Raw genomic sequence first — 24432 nt, 5'->3', positions numbered from 1 at the left:
TGTCGCTCTCCCTCCCTTTTTAGCTATTTTACAACAGGATGCTGTGATAGTGCTCTGGGTACTGCAACACGTGGGAAATCGTCTGGAGATTTTCTGCGCACAGTTCGCGCGACCACGCGCCGCCCAGGCAGATGCGCAATGCGTCGGGGGGATTGTTATCGGTACAGAACGCCGCGCTGGAAACGGCACTGACGCCGAGTTCGCGCAGCTTCACGGCCACTTCTGCCGGATTCCAGTTATGGTGGCGCGGCAGCAGCAGCCACAGGTGAAATCCCTGCTTAGAGGCACGCACGGTGAACGGCTGCAAAATATCCGCTGCCAGTTTCTGGCGGATGCCGGCTTCCACACGAATCGAGTCCAGCACGCGGTCGGCGGTGCCATCCTGAATCCACTGCGCGACCAGGCCATTGGTTATCGGGCTCGCCATCACATTCAGTGCGCGCAGCGCCCCGGCCAGCAGCTCCGTATTGCGCCTGCCCGGTCCCTTAACGAACGCGGTGCGTAAGCCGGGACCGAAGCATTTCGACATGCCGGTAATATACCAGGTCAGCTGCGGTATCAGCTCACTGAAACTCGCAATGTGCTCCGTTGCCAGCGCGGCATAGGCTTCATCTTCAATCACCGGAATGCTGTAGCGTTCGGCGACATCGGCCAGGGCTTCGCGTCGGCGCAGGGGAATGGTCAGCGTGGTGGGGTTCTGTAGCGTCGGGTTGACGTAGAGCGCGCCGATATTTCCCGTCTGACACTGATGCTCAAACGCACGTGGCAGCGGGCCGTCTTCGTCACAGGGCAGCGACTGTAGAGGAATGTTCAGCTGGCTGGCAATGGCTTTCAGACCGGGATAAATCAGCGAGGCCACCGCCACACTGCCACCCCGGCGGCACAGCAGAGTCAATAACCCCACCAGCGCACTGTGGATACCGGGCGTAATCAGCACCTCCTCAACGCTGACCGGCGGCAGCTGCTTTTCCAGCCACACTTTAGCCATCACCTTATCGTCAGCCGTGCCGCCAAAATCCTGATAGCGCAGCAGGTGGATAATGTCTTTCTGCGCGAACATGTTAACAGCCCCGTCGCGGATAGCCTGCGCCAGCTCTTCACCCGGCTCAATCGGCGAGTTCATCGTCATCTCGTAACTGCTGCCGCCGGTGAGCGGTACGGCAGGCACCTTGCCGCGGATAAAGCTGCCCAAACCCGGCCGGGAATCAATCAACCCGCGCCGTTTCGCTTCGGCATAGCCCCGGGTCACGGTGGTGTAGTTAAGCGACAGCGACACGGCCAGGTCGCGAAGGGGCGGCAGCCGGTCGCGTGGCTGAAACTCCCCGCTGTTAATGCCGTCAGCAATGATATCGGCGATCAGCAGATAAGCCGGGCGCTGGGTCTGATGAGTGAGATGGGTGTTCCAGCTGCTGGAGAGTTTGGTCAGCATCGTCGTCGCGCCTCGGGTCATAGCAAGACCCACACTATGCAGCCCGCCGTGACCCTCTGCAATCAAATTCCTATTGATTGCATCATTGATTGCATGATGATTTTCGTTGTGTGCTTTTTTGGTGCAAAACAGCATCAAACCAGTGCATTTCTGCCGTTATCGTCCACTGATGTCCGTGAAAAAGTCAGGGGATTACGCCGGATAAAAAATTTTTTGGCTCACAAAATAAGCAATTGATAGGAGCTTGATTGCATCGGGTGAAATCGCGGCTGGCACGTCCCTTGCTCCCGTTAATACAGCATCACCTGCGGATGCGCCAACATGGGGAGCCAGACTCCCCCAGACACTAAACGGGAGAAACGTGCTATGCCAAAAGTCACATTACCAGCTCATGCCACCGGTGATTTCTTTGTCGATTACGAAGAGAAGGTGTTCGAGGATGTGAAAGCGGAACCGGGCCAGAAGGCGTTAGTGACCTTCCATACGGTGGCCTTTGAAGGATCGATTGGCTTCGTCAATATGCTGCAGGCCACCCGGCTACAGCGCAAAGGGTTCGAAACCTCGATCCTGCTTTACGGCCCGGGCGTTTTACTGGGCGTGCAACGTGGCTACCCGACTATCGGCGCGGAAGCGTTTCCCGGTCATCAGAACTATGCCAACCAGCTGAACAAATTCATGGCCGAGGGCGGCAAAGTGTACGCCTGTCGTTTTGCACTCCAGGCGCTGTACGGTCACGGCGAGCCGTCGCTGCTGGAGGGCGTGCGCCCGATCAACCCGCTGGATGTGCTGGATCTTAAGCTGCTGCACGTGCGTGACAATGCACTGGTTATTGACACCTGGACCATGTAAGCGGAGGTGCAAGATGGCTGGATCACGCATTATCCGCGCCGCTGCAGCTCAGATTGCTCCCGATCTTTACGAGGCCAGCAAAACGCTGGCCAAAGTACTCGAAGCAATCGACAAGGCCGCAGAACAGGGCGCTGAAATCATCGTATTTCCTGAAACCTTTGTTCCCTATTACCCGTACTTTTCGTTTATCACTCCCGCGATGACCGCCGGTGCTGAACATCTGAAACTTTACGAGCAGGCGGTGGTGGTGCCCGGTCCAATCACTTATGCCGTCGGCGAGCGTGCCCGCGTGCGCAAGATGGTGGTGGTGCTGGGGGTGAATGAACGCGATCGCGGCACGCTGTACAACACGCAGCTGGTGTTTGATGCCAGCGGAGAGCTGGTGCTCAAACGCCGCAAGATCACCCCAACTTATCATGAGCGGATGATCTGGGGGCAGGGGGACGGTGCCGGGCTAAAAGTGGTTGAAACCGCCGTCGGCCGCGTGGGCGCGCTGGCCTGCTGGGAGCACTACAACCCGCTGGCACGCTACAGCCTGATGACGCAGCACGAGGAGATCCACTGCAGCCAGTTCCCCGGTTCACTGGTGGGGCCAATTTTCGCGGAGCAGATGGACGTCACCATCCGCCATCATGCGCTGGAGTCCGGCTGCTTTGTGATCAACGCCACCGGCTGGCTGACGGAGGCGCAGATCGGTGAACTGACAGCCGATCCCACCTTGCAGAAAGGGCTGCGCGGCGGATGCAACACCGCGATTATCTCTCCGGAAGGCCGCCATCTGGTGCCGCCGCTGACGGAAGGGGAAGGTATCCTGGTGGCCGATCTGGATATGGCGCTGATCACCAAACGTAAGCGGATGATGGATTCCGTGGGGCACTACGCCCGCCCGGAGCTGCTGAGCCTGGTGCTGAATAATACGCCAGCACGCTACGTGATCCCCCACAGCCCTGAGGCTGAACCAGAAGGAGCGCGCGATGCAGAACGCCCCACTTAATCGTCAGCAGCTGATCACCGAGCTTCTTACCCAGGGAGTACAGGTGATCAACCCGCAGCAGCAGCATGCCAGCCGCCACGGCGGGGCCGGGCCTTCCGATCATCAGGCGATGAATATTGACGGCGTGACGGTGATGGTGCCGGTCTACACCCATTCCGCCCACCGTTCGCCGTGGCAGGTGAAGCACGAAGAATCGGGCACAACCCGCCTGTACAACCAGAGCATTCCCGTGCGGGAGATCGGGATTACCCGCAAGCCGCGCTTCTATGAGCGGCAGACGGAGGAGGGAATACCTTATTCACAGATTGCGACCCTGCACGGCACCGACGTGCTGGCGACTACGGTACTCCAGACCTGTATTCGTTATGAAAATCGGGCCAAAGCCTGTCAGTTTTGCGCCATCGGCCAGTCCCTGGCGGCAGGGAGTACCATCGCCCGCAAGACGCCCCAGCAGCTGGCCGAAGTGGCTAAAGCGGCGGTGGAATTAGACGGCGTTAAACATATGGTGATGACCACCGGCACGCCGTCGGGCAGCGACCGGGGCGCGCGCATCCTGGTGGAAAGCGCCGAAGCGATTAAAGCCGCCGTGAATCTGCCGCTACAGGGGCAGTGCGAACCGCCGGGCGATCCCCGCTGGTTTCAGCGCCTGAAGGATGCCGGTATCGATGCATTAGGCATGCACCTGGAGGCCGTTACGCCAGAAGTGCGTGCGCGCATCATGCCGGGTAAAGCGCAGGTCAGCGTCGATCAGTATCTGGTTGCCTTCGCCGATGCGGTGGCGGTATTCGGTCGCGGCCAGGTCAGTACCTATATCCTGGCGGGGCTGGGGGATACGCCGCAGGCCATTCTGACGCTGTCGGAGAAGCTGATTGCGCTGGGCGTTTATCCCTTCGTGGTGCCGTTCGTACCGATCAGCGGCACACCGCTGGAGCATCACGCCGCGCCGGACAGCGCCTTTATGACGTCAATTCTGCAACCGCTGGGACAGATGCTGAATCAGGCCAATCTTCGCTCCCGCGATATCAAAGCCGGCTGCGGCCGTTGCGGTGCCTGTTCGTCACTCTCCAGTTTTGAGCAGGCGATGGCCTGAAGGAGTACCGATGAATCACTACGCGGGATACACCATAAAATGGGTCACGCTGCCGTGGGAGCGGCAAAAAGCCTATGACCTGCGCCAGCGCGTCTTCTGCCATGAGCAAAAGCTGTTCCAGGGCGACGATCGCGATGACATTGATAAGCACGCCTGCCTGCTGGTCGCGCTGGGCAGCGTCGGCGGCTGGCACGATGAGGTGGTGGGCACCGTGCGTATTCATCAGCCGGAGCCGGGCATCTGGATCGGTTCCCGACTGGCCGTGGACAGCCTCTACCGACGTCAGGGGCAGCTCGGCCCGACCCTGATTCGGCTGGCGGTATGCAGCGCCCATGCGCTGGGCTGCACGGCCTTTTATGCCCAGGTTCAGCACCAGAACGAACCGCTGTTCAGACGGATGCACTGGCACACGCTGGACAGTTTCGACCTGCACGGCGTGCGGCATGTGCGCATGCAGGCCGACCTTAATTTCTATCCTCCCTGCCACGATCCCCGCAGCGGGATGGTGATCGGCAGCGCCACGCGGCCACGCGTTGCCTGGACCGCGGACTTCCTGACGGGGGCGGCATGATGGAAAACGAACTGACCGCGCTGATTTCCCGTCTGCATACTTTCAGCGGCCTGGTCCACAAGCAGGATATTCAGCTTATTGCGCAGCAGCTGCGTGAAGCGTGGCCTAACCCCTGTGCCAACGGCGATGACGGCGCGCTGATCCCCGACGGCGAGGGGTACAAGCTGCTGGCGATGGAGGGATTTATCAATCGCTTTGTCGCGGAAGATCCGTGGTTCGCCGGCTGGTGTGGCGTGATGGTGAACCTGAGCGATATCGCTGCGATGGGCGGGCGGCCGCTGGCCATCGTTAATGCTTTGTGGAATGACTCGCTGCCGCACGCCGAGCGGATCGTACAGGGAATGGCAGCCGCCTCCCGGGCTTATCAGGTCCCAATCGTCGGTGGGCATACCAACCTGCGTGGCGATCGGCCACAGCTTGCGGTGGCGGTGCTGGGCGAAACGCGGCATCCGCTGAGCAGCTTTCTGGTGCAACCGGGGCAGGCACTGATGGTGGCGATCAATTTGCAGGGGCGCTGGCATCCACCGGGCCACAACTGGGATGCAGCGACGGAGGCTGACCCTGCCGCACTGCGGCACGCGCTGGCCTTACTGCCTGAACTGGCAGCTTCGGGCCGGGTCCATGCCGCGAAGGACATCAGCCAGGCCGGGCTGGCGGGCACGCTGGTCATGATGCTGGAAAGCGCTGGCGTCGGGGCTGAAATCAATCTGGCCGAGATCCCCATTCCGCCGCAGGTTGACCTTCAGCAGTGGCTGTGTGCTTTCCCCAGCTTTGGTTTTCTGCTTGCCGTGGAGCCGGAGCAGTGTTCAGCCGTACAGCAGCAGTTTAACAGCGGCGGTATCGCCTGCGCGCGCGTCGGCCACTTTACCGCTGACAGACAGCTGATGATGCAACTCGGGCAGCAGCGCGCCTGCTACTGGGATCTTGACCAACAGCCGTTAACCGGCATGAGCAATCACTAGAAAGGAGCGAGCAATGCCTGCAATGCACTTTGTCGTTTGCTGGCCGGACGGCAGCAAAGAAACCTGTTATTCCCCGTCTACGGCGATTGAGAAACACCTGTTGGTCAATCACCCCTACCGGCTGGATGAGTTTATCGCCACGACGGTCCGCGCGCTGGATGAAGCCAGCGAACGGGTGAAAGCAAAATTCGGTTATTTCTGCTCCAGCGCGATGGATCAGTCGGCGGCAATCAGGCTCAGGGCGCAGCAGTTCAGCCCGGAGCAGGTCGTCATTGTCGAAACTATTAAGCCTGTAACGGCCTGACAACAAGCGGACACCTTATGAACAATCATTATCCTGTGGTCATTATTGGCGGCGGGCAGGCCGGGCTCGCCATGAGCTGGCATCTGACGCAAAAGCACATTCGCCATATCGTACTGGAACGCCATCAGCTGGCCTGGGCGTGGCGGCATCAGCGCTGGGACAATTTCTGCCTGGTGACCCCTAACTGGCAGTGCAGACTGCCGGGATTCCCCTATGACGGCAGCGATCCGAACGGGTTTATGCTGCGTGACGATATCGTGGCTTACATCGAACGCTATGCCCGCAGCTTTAACGCCCCGCTGCGTGAAGGGGTGACGGTGGAGCAGGTGACTCAGCGCGGTGAAGGATTCCAGCTGCGCACCTCCGCCGGGGAGTTTCTCGCCGACCGGGTGGTGGTGGCCGTGGGCAATTACCATCGCCCGCGTTTCCCTGAAATTGCGGCACAGCTGCCGAAACACATTGCTCAGGTGCACTCCGCCGACTACAAATCCTCGCAGCAACTCCCTGAGGGAGAGGTGCTGGTGGTGGGGTCCGCGCAGTCGGGCGCGCAGATCGCCGAAGATCTGCATCTTGACGGCCGCCGCGTGCATTTATGCGTCGGCAGCGCGCCCCGCGTGGCACGCTTCTATCGCGGCAAGGATGTGGTTGAGTGGCTGGAGCAGATGGGCCATTACCGTTTAACGGTGGACAATCATCCGCTGGGCGAAGACGCCCGCCGCAAAACCAACCACTACGTCACCGGGCGCGACGGCGGACGCGACATCGATCTGCGGGCCTTTGCCTTACAGGGCATGCAGCTTTACGGGCGGCTGCTTGGCTATCGCGAAGGCCAGCTGCTGACGGCCGATGATCTGCAACACAATCTTGACGGCGCGGACGCCACCTCGCAGAAAATCAAAGACAGTATTGATGTCTGGATTGCGGAGCAGGGTATTGATGCCCCGGCGGAGGCGCGCTATCAGCCTCTGTGGCAGCCTGAGCCCGGGGCCAAACCGATAGACCTGCGCAATATCAGCGCCATTATCTGGGCCGTCGGTTTTCACACCGACTTCAGCTGGATTGATGCTCCCGCCTTTAACGCCAGCGGCTATCCTCGCCATACCCGCGGCGTGTCGGTGCACCCAGGGCTGTATTTCCTCGGTCTGCCGTGGCTGTGGACGTGGGGATCGGGCCGCTTTGAAGGGGTGGGCGAAGATGCCGAATGGCTGGCACAACATATTGCACATCACGCTGCGCGCGCGGAGCCTGCTGAAAATGACTATGTTAACGATGCACGATGATCGGGATGGATTCAGCCTGGCGTTCTGGCAGCAGGAAGCGCGCCGCATCCACTGGCAGCGCCCTTTCCGGCAGGTGGTGTCGCTAACGGAACAGGGGCCGCGCTGCCGCTGGTTTGCTGATGGCCGCACGAATTTGTGCTTCAACGCGCTGGATCGCCATCTGGATCGGCGCGGGGAGCGATGCGCCATTATCCATCGCGACTATCAGGGGCAGACGCATCGCCTGAGCTATCGCGAACTGTGGCAGCAGGTCAATGCGCTGAGCAGCCTGATGATTCACTGGGGCATTAAACCGGGCGACCGTGTATTGATCGCCCTGCCGATGACGCCGCAGGCCGCGGTAGCGATGCTGGCCTGTGCGCGTATTGGGGCGGTACACGTCGTGGTGTATTCCGCGACGACCGGCGATGCCCTGGCTCAGCGCATCGCGGCCTGCCGCCCTTTGCTGCTGCTGCATCACGGCGACCCGCGCGGGCGCGGCATCCTGCCGCCTGTTCCGCCCTCGTCAGAAACGATGCGGGTCGTTGATACCGCATCGGTTGAGTTCGCTGAGCACCTCGCCCGGCATCAGGGGCAGATCGCGCCCTGCGTGTGGCTGGGGTCCGGCCAGCCGTCACATATTCTGTTTACCTCCGGCACCACCGGCACGCCGAAAGGCATCGTGCGGGATACCGGTGGCTATGCCGTTGCCCTGCTGGCGAGCCTGCATCATCTGTTCAGGCTCGGCGACGATGAAATCTGCTTTACCTCGGCGGACGTCGGCTGGGTAACCGGGCACAGTTATGGGGTTTACGCGCCGCTGCTGGCGGGTTTAACCACGGTGATGTGCGAGGCCAGCCCGGCAAACGCGCCCGGCCAGAGCTGGTGGCAGATGATTGATGCGCTGGGCATCACGCGCGTGCTGACCATTGCCGGTGCCATTCGTCTGGCACGGCAGCAGGGCGCGCCGCGCGGCCTTTCTTCCCTGCGCACCCTCTACCTTGCGGGGGAACCGCTCGATGATGCCACCGAACAATGGGTTAAAAATCATCTGGCGGTGAGATGTGAAAACCACTACTGGCAGACGGAATCCGGCTGGCCGCTGCTTGCCGGGGAAGGATCGGCGCTGAACGCCGTTTTTAGCCGCAGGGTAGATATCGTTCATCCGGGAACGCACCAGCCCTGCGCGGAGGGCGTTGCCGGGCTGCTGGTGGTGAAAGACACATTAGGCCCCGGCGCGATGCTGACGTTATGGGACGGCGATGAGGCGCACGACCGGCAATACTGGATCAACATCGCCGGGCGCTGGCATTACCTGACCCACGACTGCGCGGTCAGGCAAAATGGCCGGATTGTGGTGCGGGGCCGCATGGATGAAGTGATCAACGTTGGCGGCAAAAGGGTGGCAACGGCCGAAATCGAAAATGCGCTGACCGGGCTGGAGGGGATCGTGGAAGTGGTTGCGACCCGCGTACCGCATCACCTTCTCGGCGAAATGGTCGCGCTGTACGTGGTGACTCAGGACTCAGATGCGCAGCAGCAGGAGATATTGAAACAGCAGATCCGCGAAACGCTGACGGCGCGATGCGGGCGGCATGTGCTGCCTCGGCGGATCTATTTCCGGCAGTCGCTGCCTAAAACGTTTTCGGGGAAAATCGTCAGGCGAATGCTGGCGGTTTAACGCGGGGGAGTGGGGTAGGATTGCTGTGGCAGAGGCATTTTCGTGGGGTCAGAACCGGTCATCCCGCTAAGGATGACCGGCTTTCCAACCTGTTAAATCACGGCAGTTTATAAGCAATCACGTAATCACCGCGATCCGGCGAATTACGCGCGCCGCCTGCGGAGATCAGCAGATACTGCTGACCGTCTACCGGCGATTTGTAGCTGATTGGCGTGCCCTGGCTGCCGACCGGTAGGCGGGCTTTCCACACTTCTTTACCCGTTGAGGTATCGAAAGCGCGCAGATAGTAGTCCTGCGTTGAGGCAATAAACACCAGGCCGCCCTGCGTGGCGAGCGTCCCGCCAATGGTCGGCATACCGATTGGCATCTGCAGGCCAATTTTCACCCCAAACGGTCCGGTATCCTGGACGGTGCCAACCGGAACCTGCCAGGCAATTTTCTGCGTTTTCAGGTCAACGGCGGTCAGCGTGCCGAACGGTGGCTTCTGGCAGGGGATTTCCAGCGGCGACATAAAGCGCACTTTCGCATTGATCGCATACGGGGTGCCTGACAGCGGCAGAGGGCGACTGATGGCCGCCGCTTCGTTACCGTCGTTTTTCATGCCCTGGATTTCTGGCGAAGCCGGGATCAGCTGTACTTCCAGACCCACGCGCATATCGTTGATAAACAGTAAATTATTAACCGGATCGGTCGACAGGCCGCCCCAGTTCATACCGCCCAAAGAACCGGGCAGATTCAGTGAAGGATCGGTGCCCGGCGGGGTGAACAGCCCGTTGTAGCGTTTGGATTTAAACTGAATACGGCACAGCAGCTGATCGAACGGCGTTGCACCCCACATATCCGACTCTTTCAGTACATCCGCGCCAATGGTCGGCATGCCAACGGAGAAGGGCTGCGTCGGCGAGTAGTTTTCATCCGGGATCTGCCCCTGGGTGACCGGGCGCTCTTCCACTTTGGTCAGCGGCTTGCCGGTTGCACGATCCAGAACAAACAGCTGGCCTGACTTGGTGCCGAAAATCAGCGCCGGCGTTTTTTTACCGTCCGCACCCGGGAAATCAGAGAAGGACGGCTGCATCGGAACATCGAAGTCCCACAGATCGTTGTGAACGGTCTGATACACCCATTTTACCCGGCCCGTGCTGGCATCAACCGCCACCATCGACGCACCGAACTTACGGTCCAGATCGTTATGCTTGACGCCCCATAAATCTACCGCCGCGCTGCCGGTCGGCATATACACGGTGTTTGAATGGCTGTCGTAAGACATCGGCGCCCACACGTTCGGCGTGGAGCGGGTATAGGTTTTATCCCCCTCCGGTGCCTGTTTCTGCTCAGGGTTACCCGGGTCAAACGCCCAGCGCAGCTGGCCGGTGATCACATCGAAGCCGCGAATGACGCCACCGGGCATATCGGTCGCCACGTTATCCGCCACGCGGCCACCGATGACCACGGTGGTGCCCGCCAGCGTCGGTGCGGAGGTCGGATAGTACTCACCTTTGTCCGCGCCTTTGCCCATATGGTCGCTCAGGCTGACCCGGCCGTTGTTGCCAAAGTCATGGCAGAACTCACCGGTGTCGGCATCCAGGGCGATCAGCTCAGGCGTGACGCTGTTCATCAGAATGCGGCGCTGACACTGGGCCGCTGCCGGAACGGACACGCTGGCGACCGGCGTGGAGTCCGGCATATCAGGCTGCTTTAACGGTGCCTGGGCATCGAAGTAGGCCAGCCCACGGCAGCGCATCCACTTTTTCTGCTTCGCGTTGATTTCCGTTTTCCACAGCTCTTTACCGGTGGTGGCATCCACGGCAATCACGTTGTTATGCGGCGTGCATAAGAAGATGCGGTTACCGATCTGCAAAGGCGTCTGCTGATCTTCTGCGCCGCCGCCGTTCGGGCTGACGGGGATATCCCCGGTGCGGTAGGTCCAGGCGACCTGCAGGTTTTTCACATTGTCGCGGGTGATCTGGTCCAGCGCGACAAAGCGTGAACCGCCCGAGGTGTTGCCATAATTGTCCCAGTTGACCTGCTCTTCGCCCGGCTTCACTTTTACCAGCGGCAGAGACTCACCCGACGCGCTGATGGGCGCATGAGGGATAAACATCCCGCCCAGAGTCGCGCCGAAGGCGATCGCCAGCACCCCGGCCAGCGATGCAGAGAATTTCCAGCAGGCTTTTTTACCCGACCGCTTCAGCAGAAGCGGCAGCGACAGCGCCACTAAAATGCCAAATCCGGCCAGCGTCAGCAGCCTTGAAACCAGCGGCCAGAAATCCAGGCCCACGTCCCACAGCGCCCAGATACCCGTGCCCACCAGCACTGCGCCATACAGCACCGCGCCGCTAACACGCTGGCGGATAATCTGGATGCCAGAGACCAGCAGCGCGATTCCCGCTATCAGGAAGTAGGCGCTGCCGTGCAGGCTGACAAGCTGCCAGCCGAAGTAGATGAAGAAAGCGGCCATCAGCAGAATGATGGCACCCAAAACTGACAGCCAAACGGCCGCCGCTTTGGTGTTTTTGTAACCCGACATAATTGTTCCCTTAGGTGTAACTCATGCGCTAACGACAATACTAAAGCCTTACAAAATGTAAGGCTTGTTAATCACATGTAAAAAAGAGCCGCAATGTTAGTTTTTTTTTAAAATAAAGGCCATCGAACTTTGAGTAGATGTGCATACATACACCGCTGCTCCGTCATGGTGCGAAAGCCTGCATTCTGCACACTTTCATGACAATTGTCGGCGCGTTATTGGTGTTTTATGTGCAAAGTGCCCACTTTGCTATGTAGTCTCTGCCCGGATAATTTTGGCATATCTCTTGCTGTTACTGGCATAGCCATTCAGACAGCCACTCAGAGGTTAACTATGTCAAACAGCAATGATTTCCCGCTCGTCGAAGCGCCCGCCTCGGGGCGCAAGGGTGTATTTTCGATTTCCATGGTCCTGTTCAGCTTTACGTTCTTTACCGGCACGATGTTCGCGGGAGGAAAACTTGGCGTCTCGTTTTCCATTGTTAACCTGCTGTGGATTGCCGTAATTGGTAACCTGCTGCTGGCCCTCTATGCTGCGTCGCTCGGCTGGATCGCGGCCCGCAGCGGGCTGAATACCGTGCTGATGGGGCGTTTCTGCTTCGGAGAAATCGGCAGCAAGCTGGCGGATTTTATCCTGGGCTTCGCTGAGCTGGGCTGGTACGCCTGGGGAACGGCGACCGTGGCTATTTCACTGGTCAAAATCCTCGGCATACCCGAGGTGATGACCGTTCCGCTGATGATCCTGTTCGGTATTCTGTTCTGCGTCACCGCGCTGGTGGGCTACAAGGGGCTGGATGCGCTGTCCCGCGTGTCTGTGCCGCTGATGTTTATTCTGCTGGTGATATCGATGTACATCGCTGCCCATCACGCCGGTGGCTGGCAGGCGATGACTCAGATCGAGCCGAACGCCAGCGAAACCATGACCTGGTCGGCGGCGATTACCATGGTATTCGGCACCTTCGCCAGCGGCGCGACCCAGGCGACAAACTGGACGCGACTGGCCCGCTCCAGCCGTACCGCCATCGTGGCCAGTATGAGCAGCTTCCTGATTGGTAACGGGCTGATGATTGTGGCCGGAGCCTGGTGTGCGATCGTTTATCAGCAGGCCGATATCGTCGAGGTACTGATTTTGCAGGGGCTGTCCGCCGCTGCGGTGGTGATGCTGTGCCTCAACCTGCTGACGATCCAGGGGCCGACGATTTATAACGTTTCGGCGGCTGCCTGCCACCTGCTGCGCAGCGAACGCCGCCGCACCCTGACGGTCGTTTCCGCTGGGGTCGGTATTCTGCTGGCGATTGGCGGCATGTATGAAATGCTGATCCCATTCCTGGTTCTGCTGGGCAGCATTATCCCGCCGATCGGCGGCGTTATCCTCGCAGACTACTGGTTCTATCGCGGCGGCCGCTATCCTTTACTGCACACGGCCCGCTTACCGCGCTTTAACTGGTCGGGGCTCTGCGCCTACGCGGTGGGGGCAGTGGTGGCTTATCTGTCGCCGTGGATCGCACCGCTGGTGGGGATTACTGTTTCCGCGCTGGTCTATATTGCTCTGACCCGCCTCGGCAAACGCCAGCCCGCCGCTGATTCAGTCGCGGAGCAGTAGCCATGAGCCTGACGCTAAGCGATATCCTTGCTCTGGAAGGGCTCTCCGCCATGCGGCTGCGCGCGGGCGGGCAGGGGTTGCAGCTGGCGGTGCGCTGGTACTACGTGGCGGAAAATGAAACTATCGCGGACTGGATCATGGGGGGTGAGCTGGTGTTTATCACCGGCATCAATCATCCCCGCGATGAGGATAATCTGATCCAACTGCTGATGGAGGGCAAACAGCGCGGGATCGCCGGCATGGTGATCCTCACCGGTGACGCCTATATTCAGTCAATCCCGCCGCGCCTTATCGCACTGGCCGACGAACTGGGTATCCCGCTGATCGAGCAGCCCTATCTGCTGAAGATGGTGATCGTGACCGAGCGCATCGGCACCGCCCTGGTGCGCAGCGAAAATGCCCTGCAGTCGCAGCGCGATATTCTGATGCAGCTGTTAACCGGAGATTATCCCGATTTGCAGATGCTACAGCAGCGCGCAATCCATCAGCAGCTGGATTTCACCCGCCCGCTGCGGGTGGCCGCACTGCGCCTGGAGGGGATACAGAACCTGTTTCGCCAGTTTCCCCCCGAGCAGGCCGAAGCCTGGCTACAGCAGGCGCGCCGTACTCTACGCCAGCGCCTGCAGCAGCAGCTGAACCAGCAGGGCAACAGCTTTCCGCTGGTCGAGCGCGGCAATATGTTTATCTTCCTGCTGCCGGACGAGGAAGATGATTTTTATCAGCAGAAAACGTGGTTGCAGCAGTGGCTGCGTGAACTGGCGGAAGGCAATGAGGGGCTGTCGCTGCTGTGCGGCCTGTCGGCGAAGGTACAGCAGTTGCAAGACTATCAGCGCGCGCTGTCGCAGGCGCGTCAGGCACTGGATCTGAGTGAAAACCTGCGCCCGGCGCAGCGCATCAGCGACTATCAGCAGCTGGGGTTTATCAAGCTGCTCTCTGCCATTAACGACCCGGCGCTGCTGAGTGATTTTATGCATGACCACCTCGGCTGCCTGATAGAGCGTGACCGCAAAAGCCCCTGGCTGCTGATGGAGACGCTGGAAACGCTGTTTCAGGAGAACGGCAACGTGGTCAGGGCCGCCGAGCGGTTGGGCATCCACCGCAACACCCTGCATCAACGCATTCAACGTATTGAAAAGCTGACCGGCTATGCGATCGGTCATCCACAGTTCCATCTCAACGCCTCGGTCGCGCTGACGATCTGGCGTATGTCACAAAACCATTTACGGGAACATCTATGAAACTGATCAACGCGCGCCTGCGCCATAAAGCATCACTCTATACCCTTGAATTAATTGACGGCGTGATTAACCGCATCACCGAGCAGTCCTCTGTGCAGGTGGCCGGGACCGACGATCTCGACGCGCAGCAAAAACTGGTTATCCCGCCGTTTGTTGAGCCGCACATCCACCTTGATGCCACGCTGACGGCGGGCGAGCCGGAGTGGAACCGCAGCGGCACGCTGTTTGAAGGGATCGCCCGCTGGAGCCAGCGCAAACAGACCGTCACGATTGAAGATACGCGCCAGCGCGCGCTGAAAACCATTGGTATGCTGCGCGATAATGGCGTGCAGCACGTTCGTACCCATATTGATGTTACCGACCCCTCCCTGACGGCGCTTGAGGCCATGCTGGCCGTGAAAAAAGAGGCCGCTCATCTTATTGACCTGCAGATCGTGGCGTTCCCGCAGGAGGGCATTGAATCCTTCCCCGACGGCCGCGCGCTGATGACCCGCGCCATTGAGATGGGTGCCGACGTGGTGGGCGGCATCCCGCACTACGAATTCACCCGTGAGAAGGGCATCAGTTCGCTGACTTTCCTGATGGACCTGGCCGAGCGCCACAACTGCCTGGTGGATGTACACTGCGATGAAATCGACGATCCGCAGTCGCGCTTTCTGGAAGTGCTGGCGGAAGAAGCGCGGGTACGCGGGATAGGGGCGAAGGTAACCGCCAGCCATACCTGCGCCATGGGATCTTACGACAACGCTTACTGCTCCAAGCTGTTCCGATTGCTTAAGGCGTCGGGCATTAACTTTATCTCCTGCCCAACGGAGAGCATTCATTTACAGGGCCGCTTCGACACCTGGCCGAAACGCCGTGGGGTGACGCGGGTGGCAGAGTTGGACCGTGCCGGGATCAACGTCTGCTTTGCGCAGGACTCCATCCAGGACCCGTGGTATCCGCTGGGCAACGGCAACATCATGCGTATCCTTGATGCCGGTCTGCATATCTGCCACATGCTGGGGTATGACGATTTGCAGCGCTGCCTTGACCTGATTACCGATAACAGCGCGCGGGCGATGTGCCTCGGGGATAATTACGGTATTGCCGAAGGTCGCCCGGCGAACCTGCTGATCCTGGATGCCGAAAATGACTACGATGCGGTGTGCCGTCAGGCCCGGGTGCTGACCTCTATTCGACACGGTAAAATTATTATGCAGCGCCAGCCGGAACGGATTGGCTATCCCGAGTAACTGATAAGTTCGCCCGGCGGTTAGCTGCCGGGCGAAAGACACCGCGACAGTCACCGCTAAACATACAGAACTGAGTTAATGGCAAGCCGATCGTCGCAGTCAGTTCGGCTTTGCCGCGATTCTCCGGGCGTGCGTATATCGAATCTGATCGTACGCCCACAATTGCCGATTAAAACCCCTTTATAACCCGTAGGTAAGTGAGAAATTATTAATGAGTCTTTTTGCGTCATTCTTGTGAAAAAACCAATAGCTGGCATAAGTTGATGTTCTTAGAGCTTTAACTATGTACTTTTTCAGACTGCATGATTCATTTTCAAGCATTTTTGAAATAAAAATTCGATTTGCGTCTCATTTTTGATCTTCTTTCATTGTCTCAATTGTCTCTTTCGATCTATTTTGTGTCTAATTTGATTCTTTATGTTTCAATAAGGGGCGATTTAAATATCGATTTATGCCTCACAGATAACAATGGCAAGTAAGCGGAAGAAGACAAAATGACAAAATCTGTTTGGCTACTGGGCGCTATCGGTGCACTGGTGATTATCCTGGGAGCAGCACTGGCGGCAGGCGGTGCCTGGCTCGCGGTATTAGGTGGAGCCTGGTTCTATTTGTTCGCAGGGGTTCTGTTGTGCATCACCGGCTACGGCTTAATGCGCAGGCGTTTCTTCGCCTGGCCGGTCGCGCTGGGCCTGGCGCTGTACAGCGTGATCTGGGCCTGCTGGGAAATTGGCGATGATTTCTGGCAGTTCCTGCCGCGCGTAACGGTGTTCCTCGGTATCGGTCTGCTGGCGTCGCTGTGCGCGCCGTGGCTGACCCGGAAAAATGGCCTGCCTACCCCCGGCAAAAAGTCGGCGTTTACCACGGCCGGTGCCTTCTTTATTGCCCTGGTCGCGCTGCTTAGCGGCATCTTTATTCCCCATGCGGAAGTCACCGCATCGGGCGAAGCCGCGCCGGTGATTAATCCTCAGGCCGGTCACGAGGGCGGCAACGACTGGTCGGCCTGGGGGCGTAACACCCTCGGCGAAAAATACGTCCAGTTTGACCAGATCAACAAAAGCAACGTCAAGGATCTGAAGGTCGCCTGGACCTATCGCACCGGAGACATGGCGGTGGACGGTGCCGAATATCAGGTTACCCCGCTGAAAGTCGCCGACACCGTTTATCTGTGTACGCCGCTGAGTAAGGTGATTGCGGTTGATGCGACAACCGGTAAAGAGAAGTGGCGTTTCGACCCGCAGCCGAAAATCTTCGAAAGCAACCAGGGCTGGAAGCGATGCCGCGGAGTGGGCTATGCCGATCTCGACGCGCTGTCGGCGACCAGCCCGACCACCGGCGAGGTTACCGGAGCGGGAGTTTCCGCTGCGGCCACCTGCCGCAAACGCATCATTGAAACGACCATCGATGCCCGTATCGTGGCGCTGGATGCCGAAACGGGAAAACTGTGTGAAGACTTTGGCAACGGCGGCTACGTCGATCTGACCGTGGGCCTGCCCGCTGACGCCAAAGGGGGACAGCAGGGCAGTTATAACGTGACCTCCGCGCCGCTGGTGGTCGACGGGGTGATCATGGTGGGGGGCCGTCTGAACGATAACCTGACCGTTGGCGAGCCCGGCGGTGTGGTGCGTGGCTATGATGTGGCAAGCGGCAAGATCCTGTGGGCCTGGGATGCGAAACGCGGTGCCAGCGACAGCAGCCCGCTGCCGACCGGCCAGACCTATCCGATTGAAACGCCTAACTTCTGGGGCACCGCCGCCTACGATCCTAAGCTGGGTCTGGCCTATTTCCCGACGGGTAACCAGACGCCTGACTTCTGGACCGGCGACCGTCATCCGTATTCGAACGAATATAACGATGCCATCGTGGCCGTCGACCTGAAAACCGGCAAGGAGCGCTGGCACTTCCGCACCGCCAACATTGACCAGTTTGACTACGACGTTTCCACTCAGCCGATTCTGTACGATATGCCGCAGAAGGATGGCACCACTATTCCGGTGATCATCCAGGGCACCAAGCGCAGCCAGATTTTTGTGCTGGATCGCCGTACCGGCAAGCCGGTTTACCCGGTGGAGCAGCGTAAAGTGCCGACCGATGTCATGCCGGGGATGCAGGTCGCTGATACCCAGCCTTACTCTGCGCTCTCCGTGGGCGTCGACCGGCTGAAAGAGTCCGATATGTGGGGAGCCACGATCTTCGATCAGCTCTACTGCCGCGTGCAGTTCAAGAAGCTGCGCTACGAAGGGGAGTGGACGCCGCTGTCGGATAAGCAGGACACGCTGATCTGGCCGGGTTATTACGGCGGGCAGAACTGGGGCAGCATGGCGATCAACCCGGCGACCGGTGTGCTTTACGTCAATGACATTCGCATGGCGATGGTGGGGCGCTTCCTGTCCCGCGAAGAGGCCGCGAAGGGCGGGCTGAAACCGTCAACCGAAGGCGAATATTCCGAGCAGAAGGGCACGCCGTGGGGCGTGGAGCGCGGGATGTTCCTGTCACCGCTGGGTACACCGTGCTTCAAACCGCCGTTCGGCTCGCTGACCGCTATCGATCTGGCGAACAACCAGGTTAAGTGGCAGGTGCCGCTTGGCGGCATCCAGGATGCACCGATCCATAACAGTTTTTTACCGAAGGAGGGCATTGTGCCGAACCTGTATATTCCACTGGGCATGCCCAACCTCGGCGGTCCACTGGTCACGGCGGGCGGGCTGAGCTTCTTCCACGGCACGCTGGACTACTACCTGCGCGCATTCGACAACGATACCGGTAAGGAAGTCTGGCGCACCCGTCTGCCGGTCGGCGGGCAGGGCACGCCAATGAGCTATATCGGCAAGGACGGTAAGCAGTACATCGTGGTGGTGGACGGCGGCGCGACCCGCACCGGCACCAATAAAAATCGCGGCGATTACGTGATTGCCTACGCCTTACCCTGATTCAATTTTACCCTGAATAGTCTGTTAAACGGCGCTCTGCATAATCAGAGCGCCTGCCGGGCGGCGCGATTATAAAATCGGTTGCCGGAATAACGATCTTATTATCTGCATATTAAGGTGATTATAATGCTGACCTCATTACATGGTATTTCAACCAGCCACGGTAATTTAATAACGGATGTGCGACTCGCGAAAGAGGCGGGTTTCGACGCGCTGGAAATATTTTATCCTAAACTGGTTCGTTATTTAGACAATGGCGGAACCACGCAGGAAATAAAACAGATTATTGCCGATGCGGGGCTTTCCGTTTCATTTCTCAGCGCGCTCGACAGAATTGAACGGCATGAGGGAAGCGAGAAGCAGCAGCTGCTGGCCGAGGCGGAAAAAATCACCCGTGAGGCCGTTGAGCTGGGTACTGAAACCGTCATGATATTACCGCGCACCGGCATCGACCATTATGCTGATGACAAGATCATGGACATCATGAGCGAAAATATTTCTGCTATCGCCGCCATCGGTGAACAGCACGGCATTCGCTATATGATCGAGCTGCCCGCCTTCACCAAATTCCGTACGCTAAGCCAGGCGCGGGAGGTGATCCGCCGCATTGATAAGAAGAATGTCGGTGTGGTGGTCGACTTCTGGCACTTCTACGCCTCCGGCGCCACGCCGCAGGATGTCGCTACGATGGATAAAGAGATGATTTTTGGCGTGCACTTCGGTGACGGCCGCGTGCCGCACAGCCCGCAGGAACCCTGGGATGAAACGGTATTACGCGATTGCATACCGGGAGAAGGGGAAATCGATCTCCGCGCCTGGTCCGAAGCCGTTAAATCCACCGGCTATAACGGAGCCTGGTCAATTGAATTAATCAGCCCGCGCCTGTGGGAACGGGATCCTGCTTTATTAACAAAGGAGCTGTTGGCCTCCATTAAGAAATACGCGAATTAATTTAACTATTATCGAACCTCGAGTGTTAACGTTCATTCTTAATTAATGAATTCGATCGTTATCACCTTAATATCTCCCTGTATTAATGCGTGACGTAGAGAATAATATGAAAACAAATAATGCTCCCCGTTTACCGGTGAGAGTGGCAATCAGTCCGCTCTCCTGGGCCAATGAAGTCATAGAAGAGTTTGGTAAAGATGCCACGGCAGAGCTATGCCTGACGGGCGCGCAGGCTGCGGGTTATGAAGGCGTTGAGATGAGCCGTTTATTTCCCCGCGATCCTGACGAACTGAATACGCTGCTGTCCGGTTATCACCTTTCCCTGGCATCCGGCTGGCACAGCGGTTTTCTCGCCGAGCGCAGCGTGAATGAGGAACTGATCGCGGTTGATGAGTTTGCCACGCTGCTGCAGAAAACCGGGGCGCGGGTAATGGTGTACGGCGAGTGCGCCGCGATGGCGGAGAACGCGCTGGATGTGCCCATGTCCCGCCGTAAGAAGTTAACTCCGGCGCAGATGGCGGCGTATGGTGCGCGGCTGACTGAGTTCGCCAGGGCGCTGGCGGAACGCTACGGTCTGGCTATGGCGTATCACCACCACCTGATGATGGTGGTGGAAACGCGCGATGAAGTTCGCCAGCTGATGGCGGCAACCGGCGATGAAGTCGGCCTGCTGCTGGACACCGGACATGCGCTGACGGGCGGGTTCAGTTACGTCGATCTGATTTCGGAGTTTGGCCCACGGATTAAGCATATCCACCTGAAAGACGTGCGTCCGCAGGTACTGGAAACCGTGCGCAGCGGCGATCTCTCGTTCAACGATGCGGTGCGGGCCGGCATGTTTACCATCCCCGGTGACGGCGCGATTGATTTCCAGCCGCTGTTCGAGTTTATCCGCCGCTCGGGTTACGAGGGCTGGGTAGTGGTAGAAGCCGAGCAGGATCCTTCGCTGGAGTGCCCGGACATCACCGTCGCCAGAGCGCGTGACTGGCTCAGCACCATTCTGCCTGCCAAGGCATAACGGAGAGCAACGACATGTCCTATCAACACAGGTTTAATGCCCGCTACGTGTATATGCTCTGCCTGGCGGCTTCCGCCGGTGGATTTATGTTTGGTTATTCCGAAGGGGTGATTGCCGCCACGCTGGAGTCGATTCAGCACACCTTCGGCCTGAATTCGGTTCAAACCGGCTGGGCGGTTTCCAGCGTGATCTTTGGCGGGGTGATTGGTGCGCTGACCGCCGGGAAAATGGCGAATAAAACCGGCCGCAAACCGGTGATGCTGCTCAGCGCCATCCTGTTTGTGGTGACCTCTTATTTTTCGGCCGTCGCGGACTCGTTTACGCTGTTTACCGGCTCGCGGCTGATATGCGGTATCGCCGTGGGCCTGGCAGCGACGGTGGCCCCGATGTATATCTCTGAAATGTCGCCGGCCAAAATGCGCGGCAAAGCAACCGGGACGTACGATCTGTCGATGGTGGTCGGCGTGCTGGCGGTGTTTATCGTCAACTATCTGATTGCACGCGGCATGCCGCAGGCCTGGATGGTCGAAACCGGCTGGCGGATTATGATGGCTGTGCAGCTGGTGCCGTCGCTGGCGATGCTGGTGTTGATCATTTGCTTACCGGAGTCGCCGCACTGGTGTATCCGGCATAACCGCAGCGAGCAGGCGATTAAAGTGCTGTCGCGTATCTATCCGGAGCTTAATCAGGAAGAGGCCCGTCAGCTGTTTCAGCTGCCATCATCACCCGCCAGAAGCTCAAACACAGCGAGCAAAGGCGCGTTGGCGGACAACCCGGCGCTGCGCTATATCCTGGTAGTTGGTGTGGCGATTGCGGTTCTGCAGCAGTTCACCGGCATCAACGTCATCAACTACTACACCCCGATGATGCTGGAAGGCACCACCAGTGATAAAGACATCATCTTCTTCGAAACGATTTTTGTCGCCCTGCTCAATGGTATTGGCGCATTTATCGGTATGCACCTGTTCGACCACTACGGCCGTCTGCCGATCATGAAGATTGGCACCGTCGGTGCCATCGTCGGGCTGCTGATCGCCTCGTGGGGTCTGTACAGTAATGATGTCGGCTATATCGCCATCAGCGGCATCCTGATCTTCACGCTGTTCTTTGGTATGGGTTGGGGTGCGGGTGCCTGGGTGATGATCTCGGAAATTTTCCCGGACAGAATCCGTGAATTCAGTATGGGACTGGCCGTGGGTCTGATGTGGATCAGCAACTTCCTGATCACCCTGGTGTTCCCGATCGTCAACGACAATGCCTGGCTACAGGAGCAGTTCCACGGCGCGTTCTCCATGTGGATCTTCGTGGTGTTTAACGTCGTCTGTTACTGGTTCCTGTCGCGTTACGTTCCGGAAACCCGAGGCGTGGCGCTGGAAGATATAGAAAAGGTCGCGGCAGCGAAGATGCTGAAAAATTCGCTGTCTGTGCAGACGGAGAAAGGCTGATTTTTCTGCTGCTGAGGGTGATAATCCGCCAGCGTATTTCCCGGCACATAACGGAAAGCGGGCCAGATGACAGGCCCGTTTGACCGTGCAGCCCCGTTCAAATCATCTGCAGGGTGCGGCGTTGCTCCGTTTGTACCAGCGCCTGCGGCAGCAGCGCCAGCACCCGCCGGTTCTCTTCTGGCGTGCCAATGGTGACGCGTAGCCAACCCGGCAGGCCGAATCCTTCGCCCGCACGAATCAATATTCCCTGTTGGTAATAGACGTCGACCACCGGCTGGCTGTTCGGCAGCCCGGTATGGAACAGCACGAAATTGCCGTGCGAGCGGATGTAGCGCAGTCCCAGCGCGTCCAGCGTCCGGTAGTACAGTTCCCGTCCCGCCTTAACGCCATCGACGACCCGCTGGTAATAGTCCCGATCCGCCAGACTGGCGATGGCGGCGAGCTGCGACGGGGTGCTGATGTTGACCGGCAGGTGCAGGCGGCTCATCAGGTCGATCAGTTCCGGGCGGGCGATGCCGTAGCCGATGCGGAACGACGCCAGCCCGTAGGCCTTGGAGAAGGTGCGCAGGATGACCAGATTGCCGAACTCGCGCAGCAGGCGCGGGCTGTCCGGGAAATCCGGGTCGTCGACGAAATCCACATAGGCCTCATCCAGCACCACCACGATATCGCGTGGGATCGACTGAAGAAACTGGCGCAGAGTCGGCTCGGTCACGATGCCGCCCGCCGGGTTGTTGGGGTTGCACAGCCAGATGACGCGGGTCTTGTCGTTTATTGCCTGTTTGAGCGGCTCCAGATCGATGGTGAAATCCTGCAGCGGCACGGAAACGAAACGGGCTGCCATCTGACGGGTGGCGTTGTAGTAGTAGGGGAAGGACGGCGTCAGCGCGATAGCTTCATCACCCGGCGAAAGAAACGTCTGGGCGACCAGCTCAATCAACTGGAAAGAGCCGGTGCCGAAAATCAGTTGTTCGGGCGGCAGTTGATGATAGTCGGCCACTTGCCGCCGCAGCGCGGCGGCGGTGGAGTCCGGGTAGTAGCTGAGATCGTTCCAATGGTCGAGCAGCGCCTGCTTCACCCGCGGTGACAGGCCGAAGGTGTTCTCGTTAGCCGACAGATTGAGGATCTGCTGCGTGCCCAGCTCCTGCCGGGTGGCTTCCAACGTTCTCGCCGGAATGAACGGGCTAAGCTCGTCAAGGATTTTACGATGGGTCGGGATCATTTAAGGCTCCTGTCAGGCGGCGGTGTGATGGGGAACGGCGGCACGGATCTGCCGCACCCAGCGGTCGGTCTGGCGGATGGCGGTTTCAATCTGCTGCGGGCCGGAGGCGAAGGGCAGGCGCGTCAGGCGTTGCAGCTCGCTGAAGGTTTCCTGCGCCAGCAGGGCGATATCGGCGTCGATGTCGTCGCTGATGCCGATCTCTTCCAGCGTCAGCGCCAGGTTGAACTGTTCGAACAGCTGCACGCGCTCGCGGAAGCTGTCGTAGTCGATGCCGCTGATGACGAACTGCGTCAGCAGCCCCAGCGCCACCTTGTCGCCGTGCAGGCGGTAGCGGGTATGGGCCAGTCGGGTGGAGGCTTGATAATACGGGTGGGCGAAGCCGCCGAAGTAGCGACCGTCGTGCAGGGTGCCGACCTGTCCGGCCAGGTAGATGATGGCGTCGACGGTGTCCAGCCCGGCCTGCGTTATCACGCCGCGTTGCCCCTCTTCAATGGCCTGCCTTGCCTGACGCGAAAGCACGTCGAACGCCAGTCGCGCGGTGTGGATCATTTGCGGCAGAGTGAGCGAATGGACGTCTGGCGTATGGTTCGGCTCGGTTTCGTACCATTTTGCAAGCGTGTCGAGCACCCCGGCGTGGGTGTAGCGCGCCGGGGCGGCCAGAATCACCCTGGTGTCGGCCAGCACCAGCACCGGGGAACGGCGGTTGAGGTGTACGGCGTCGAAGTCGCCCTCTTCGTCGTAGAGGATCGACACCGCCGCCCAGGCGGCGCAGGTGGCGGCGATAGTGGGCACAGCCACTACCGGCAGGCCGAGCCGATCGCCCACCACTTTGGCGGTGTCGCACACCCGGCCGCCGCCAATGGCGATAATCACGTCGGCGGTAAAGTCTTTAGCCTGCTGGCTGAACAGCTCGATGATGCGCCGCGTCGGGTAGCCGCTGAGCGTCACCGTCTGGTGGGCGATACGCTGCTCGCCCAGACTGGCGGTCAGCGTGCCGCCGACCTGTTCGAACGCGGTCTGGCCGGTGATGATAAAGGCGCGTTTGCCGTAGCGCGAGATGTGCTCGCCCGCCTGCGACAGCAGATCGGGCTGGTTGAGATACTGTTCCGGTGCCTTGATAGTAAGCAT

General features: G+C 59.2%; 19 protein-coding genes. 15 read left to right on the top strand and 4 right to left on the bottom strand.

Features of this window, described 5'->3' with window-relative positions:
- Positions 1 to 28 precede the first annotated feature (28 nt).
- Positions 29 to 1450, bottom strand: coding sequence for a PLP-dependent aminotransferase family protein (locus tag IBT47_RS02965; RefSeq protein ID WP_234471673.1), 1422 nt, complete (start codon positions 1448 to 1450; stop codon positions 29 to 31).
- Positions 1451 to 1795: 345 nt separating this feature from the next.
- Here IBT47_RS02965 and IBT47_RS02960 point away from each other — a divergent pair, with 345 nt between their 5' ends.
- The 8 genes from IBT47_RS02960 to IBT47_RS02925 are packed head-to-tail and all read left to right on the top strand — an operon-like array spanning position 1796 to position 9139.
- A complete protein-coding gene (locus IBT47_RS02960) occupies positions 1796 to 2278 on the top strand; it encodes an MSMEG_0572/Sll0783 family nitrogen starvation response protein (protein WP_105591827.1) in 483 nt (160 codons plus the stop codon).
- Between the two features lie 13 nt (positions 2279 to 2291).
- Positions 2292 to 3272, top strand: a complete 981-nt coding sequence (locus IBT47_RS02955; RefSeq protein WP_200559098.1) for a Nit6803 family nitrilase — start codon at positions 2292 to 2294, stop codon at positions 3270 to 3272.
- Entirely contained in the window at positions 3253 to 4362 is a 1110-nt protein-coding gene (locus IBT47_RS02950) for an MSMEG_0568 family radical SAM protein (protein WP_200559097.1), read from the top strand. Before IBT47_RS02955 ends, IBT47_RS02950 begins: the two co-directional genes overlap by 20 nt.
- Positions 4363 to 4372: 10 nt before the next feature.
- Positions 4373 to 4933 carry an MSMEG_0567/Sll0786 family nitrogen starvation N-acetyltransferase gene (locus IBT47_RS02945; protein WP_200559096.1) on the top strand — a complete coding sequence of 187 codons (561 nt, stop codon included), beginning with the start codon at positions 4373 to 4375 and terminating at the stop codon, positions 4931 to 4933.
- Positions 4930 to 5895 carry a sll0787 family AIR synthase-like protein gene (locus IBT47_RS02940; protein ID WP_234471672.1) on the top strand — a complete coding sequence of 322 codons (966 nt, stop codon included), beginning with the start codon at positions 4930 to 4932 and terminating at the stop codon, positions 5893 to 5895. The genes IBT47_RS02945 and IBT47_RS02940 overlap by 4 nt, the downstream gene beginning before the upstream one ends.
- A 13-nt stretch (positions 5896 to 5908) precedes the next feature.
- Entirely contained in the window at positions 5909 to 6199 is a 291-nt protein-coding gene (locus tag IBT47_RS02935) for an MSMEG_0570 family nitrogen starvation response protein (RefSeq protein WP_200559095.1), read from the top strand.
- Between the two features lie 17 nt (positions 6200 to 6216).
- The gene (locus tag IBT47_RS02930; protein WP_200559094.1) at positions 6217 to 7479 is read left to right on the top strand and encodes an MSMEG_0569 family flavin-dependent oxidoreductase; all 1263 of its coding nucleotides are present in this window, start codon (positions 6217 to 6219) and stop codon (positions 7477 to 7479) included.
- A complete protein-coding gene (locus IBT47_RS02925) occupies positions 7454 to 9139 on the top strand; it encodes an AMP-binding protein (protein ID WP_234471671.1) in 1686 nt (561 codons plus the stop codon). The genes IBT47_RS02930 and IBT47_RS02925 overlap by 26 nt, the downstream gene beginning before the upstream one ends.
- Positions 9140 to 9236: 97 nt before the next feature.
- Here the strand turns inward: IBT47_RS02925 and IBT47_RS02920 are convergent, their stop codons facing one another.
- Positions 9237 to 11666 (bottom strand): membrane-bound PQQ-dependent dehydrogenase, glucose/quinate/shikimate family, encoded by a 2430-nt coding sequence (locus IBT47_RS02920; RefSeq protein ID WP_200559093.1) that lies wholly within the window; start codon positions 11664 to 11666, stop codon positions 9237 to 9239.
- A 333-nt stretch (positions 11667 to 11999) separates the two neighbouring features.
- Here IBT47_RS02920 and codB point away from each other — a divergent pair, with 333 nt between their 5' ends.
- From codB to IBT47_RS02885, 7 genes are all read left to right on the top strand, one after another.
- On the top strand, positions 12000 to 13268 hold the full coding sequence (gene codB / locus IBT47_RS02915) for a cytosine permease (RefSeq protein WP_200559092.1): 1269 nt from the start codon (positions 12000 to 12002) through the stop codon (positions 13266 to 13268).
- A gap of 2 nt (positions 13269 to 13270) precedes the next feature.
- A complete protein-coding gene (locus tag IBT47_RS02910; RefSeq protein ID WP_105591817.1) occupies positions 13271 to 14506 on the top strand; it encodes a PucR family transcriptional regulator in 1236 nt (411 codons plus the stop codon).
- Positions 14503 to 15741, top strand: a complete 1239-nt coding sequence (gene codA / locus IBT47_RS02905) for a cytosine deaminase (protein WP_200559091.1) — start codon at positions 14503 to 14505, stop codon at positions 15739 to 15741. Before IBT47_RS02910 ends, codA begins: the two co-directional genes overlap by 4 nt.
- A gap of 494 nt (positions 15742 to 16235) precedes the next feature.
- Complete coding sequence (locus IBT47_RS02900) at positions 16236 to 18668, top strand: membrane-bound PQQ-dependent dehydrogenase, glucose/quinate/shikimate family (RefSeq protein ID WP_200559090.1); 2433 nt, start codon at positions 16236 to 16238, stop codon at positions 18666 to 18668.
- A gap of 126 nt (positions 18669 to 18794) precedes the next feature.
- Positions 18795 to 19619, top strand: coding sequence for a sugar phosphate isomerase/epimerase (locus tag IBT47_RS02895; protein ID WP_200559089.1), 825 nt, complete (start codon positions 18795 to 18797; stop codon positions 19617 to 19619).
- Positions 19620 to 19725: 106 nt separating this feature from the next.
- Positions 19726 to 20637, top strand: coding sequence for a myo-inosose-2 dehydratase (gene iolE / locus IBT47_RS02890; RefSeq protein ID WP_200559088.1), 912 nt, complete (start codon positions 19726 to 19728; stop codon positions 20635 to 20637).
- Positions 20638 to 20651: 14 nt separating this feature from the next.
- Complete coding sequence (locus IBT47_RS02885) at positions 20652 to 22082, top strand: sugar porter family MFS transporter (protein ID WP_200559087.1); 1431 nt, start codon at positions 20652 to 20654, stop codon at positions 22080 to 22082.
- A 97-nt stretch (positions 22083 to 22179) separates the two neighbouring features.
- Here the strand turns inward: IBT47_RS02885 and hisC are convergent, their stop codons facing one another.
- Together hisC and IBT47_RS02875 are read right to left on the bottom strand one after the other, a co-directional pair.
- A complete protein-coding gene (hisC, locus tag IBT47_RS02880) occupies positions 22180 to 23304 on the bottom strand; it encodes a histidinol-phosphate transaminase (protein ID WP_200559086.1) in 1125 nt (374 codons plus the stop codon).
- 12 nt (positions 23305 to 23316) lie between these two features.
- The gene (locus IBT47_RS02875) at positions 23317 to 24432 is read right to left on the bottom strand and encodes an iron-containing alcohol dehydrogenase family protein (RefSeq protein WP_200559085.1); all 1116 of its coding nucleotides are present in this window, start codon (positions 24430 to 24432) and stop codon (positions 23317 to 23319) included.

This window comes from Erwinia sp. S43 (assembly GCF_016624745.1).
Taxonomy (GTDB): Bacteria; Pseudomonadota; Gammaproteobacteria; order Enterobacterales; family Enterobacteriaceae; genus Erwinia; species Erwinia coffeiphila.
This window is presented reverse-complemented; position numbering and strand designations above follow the sequence as displayed.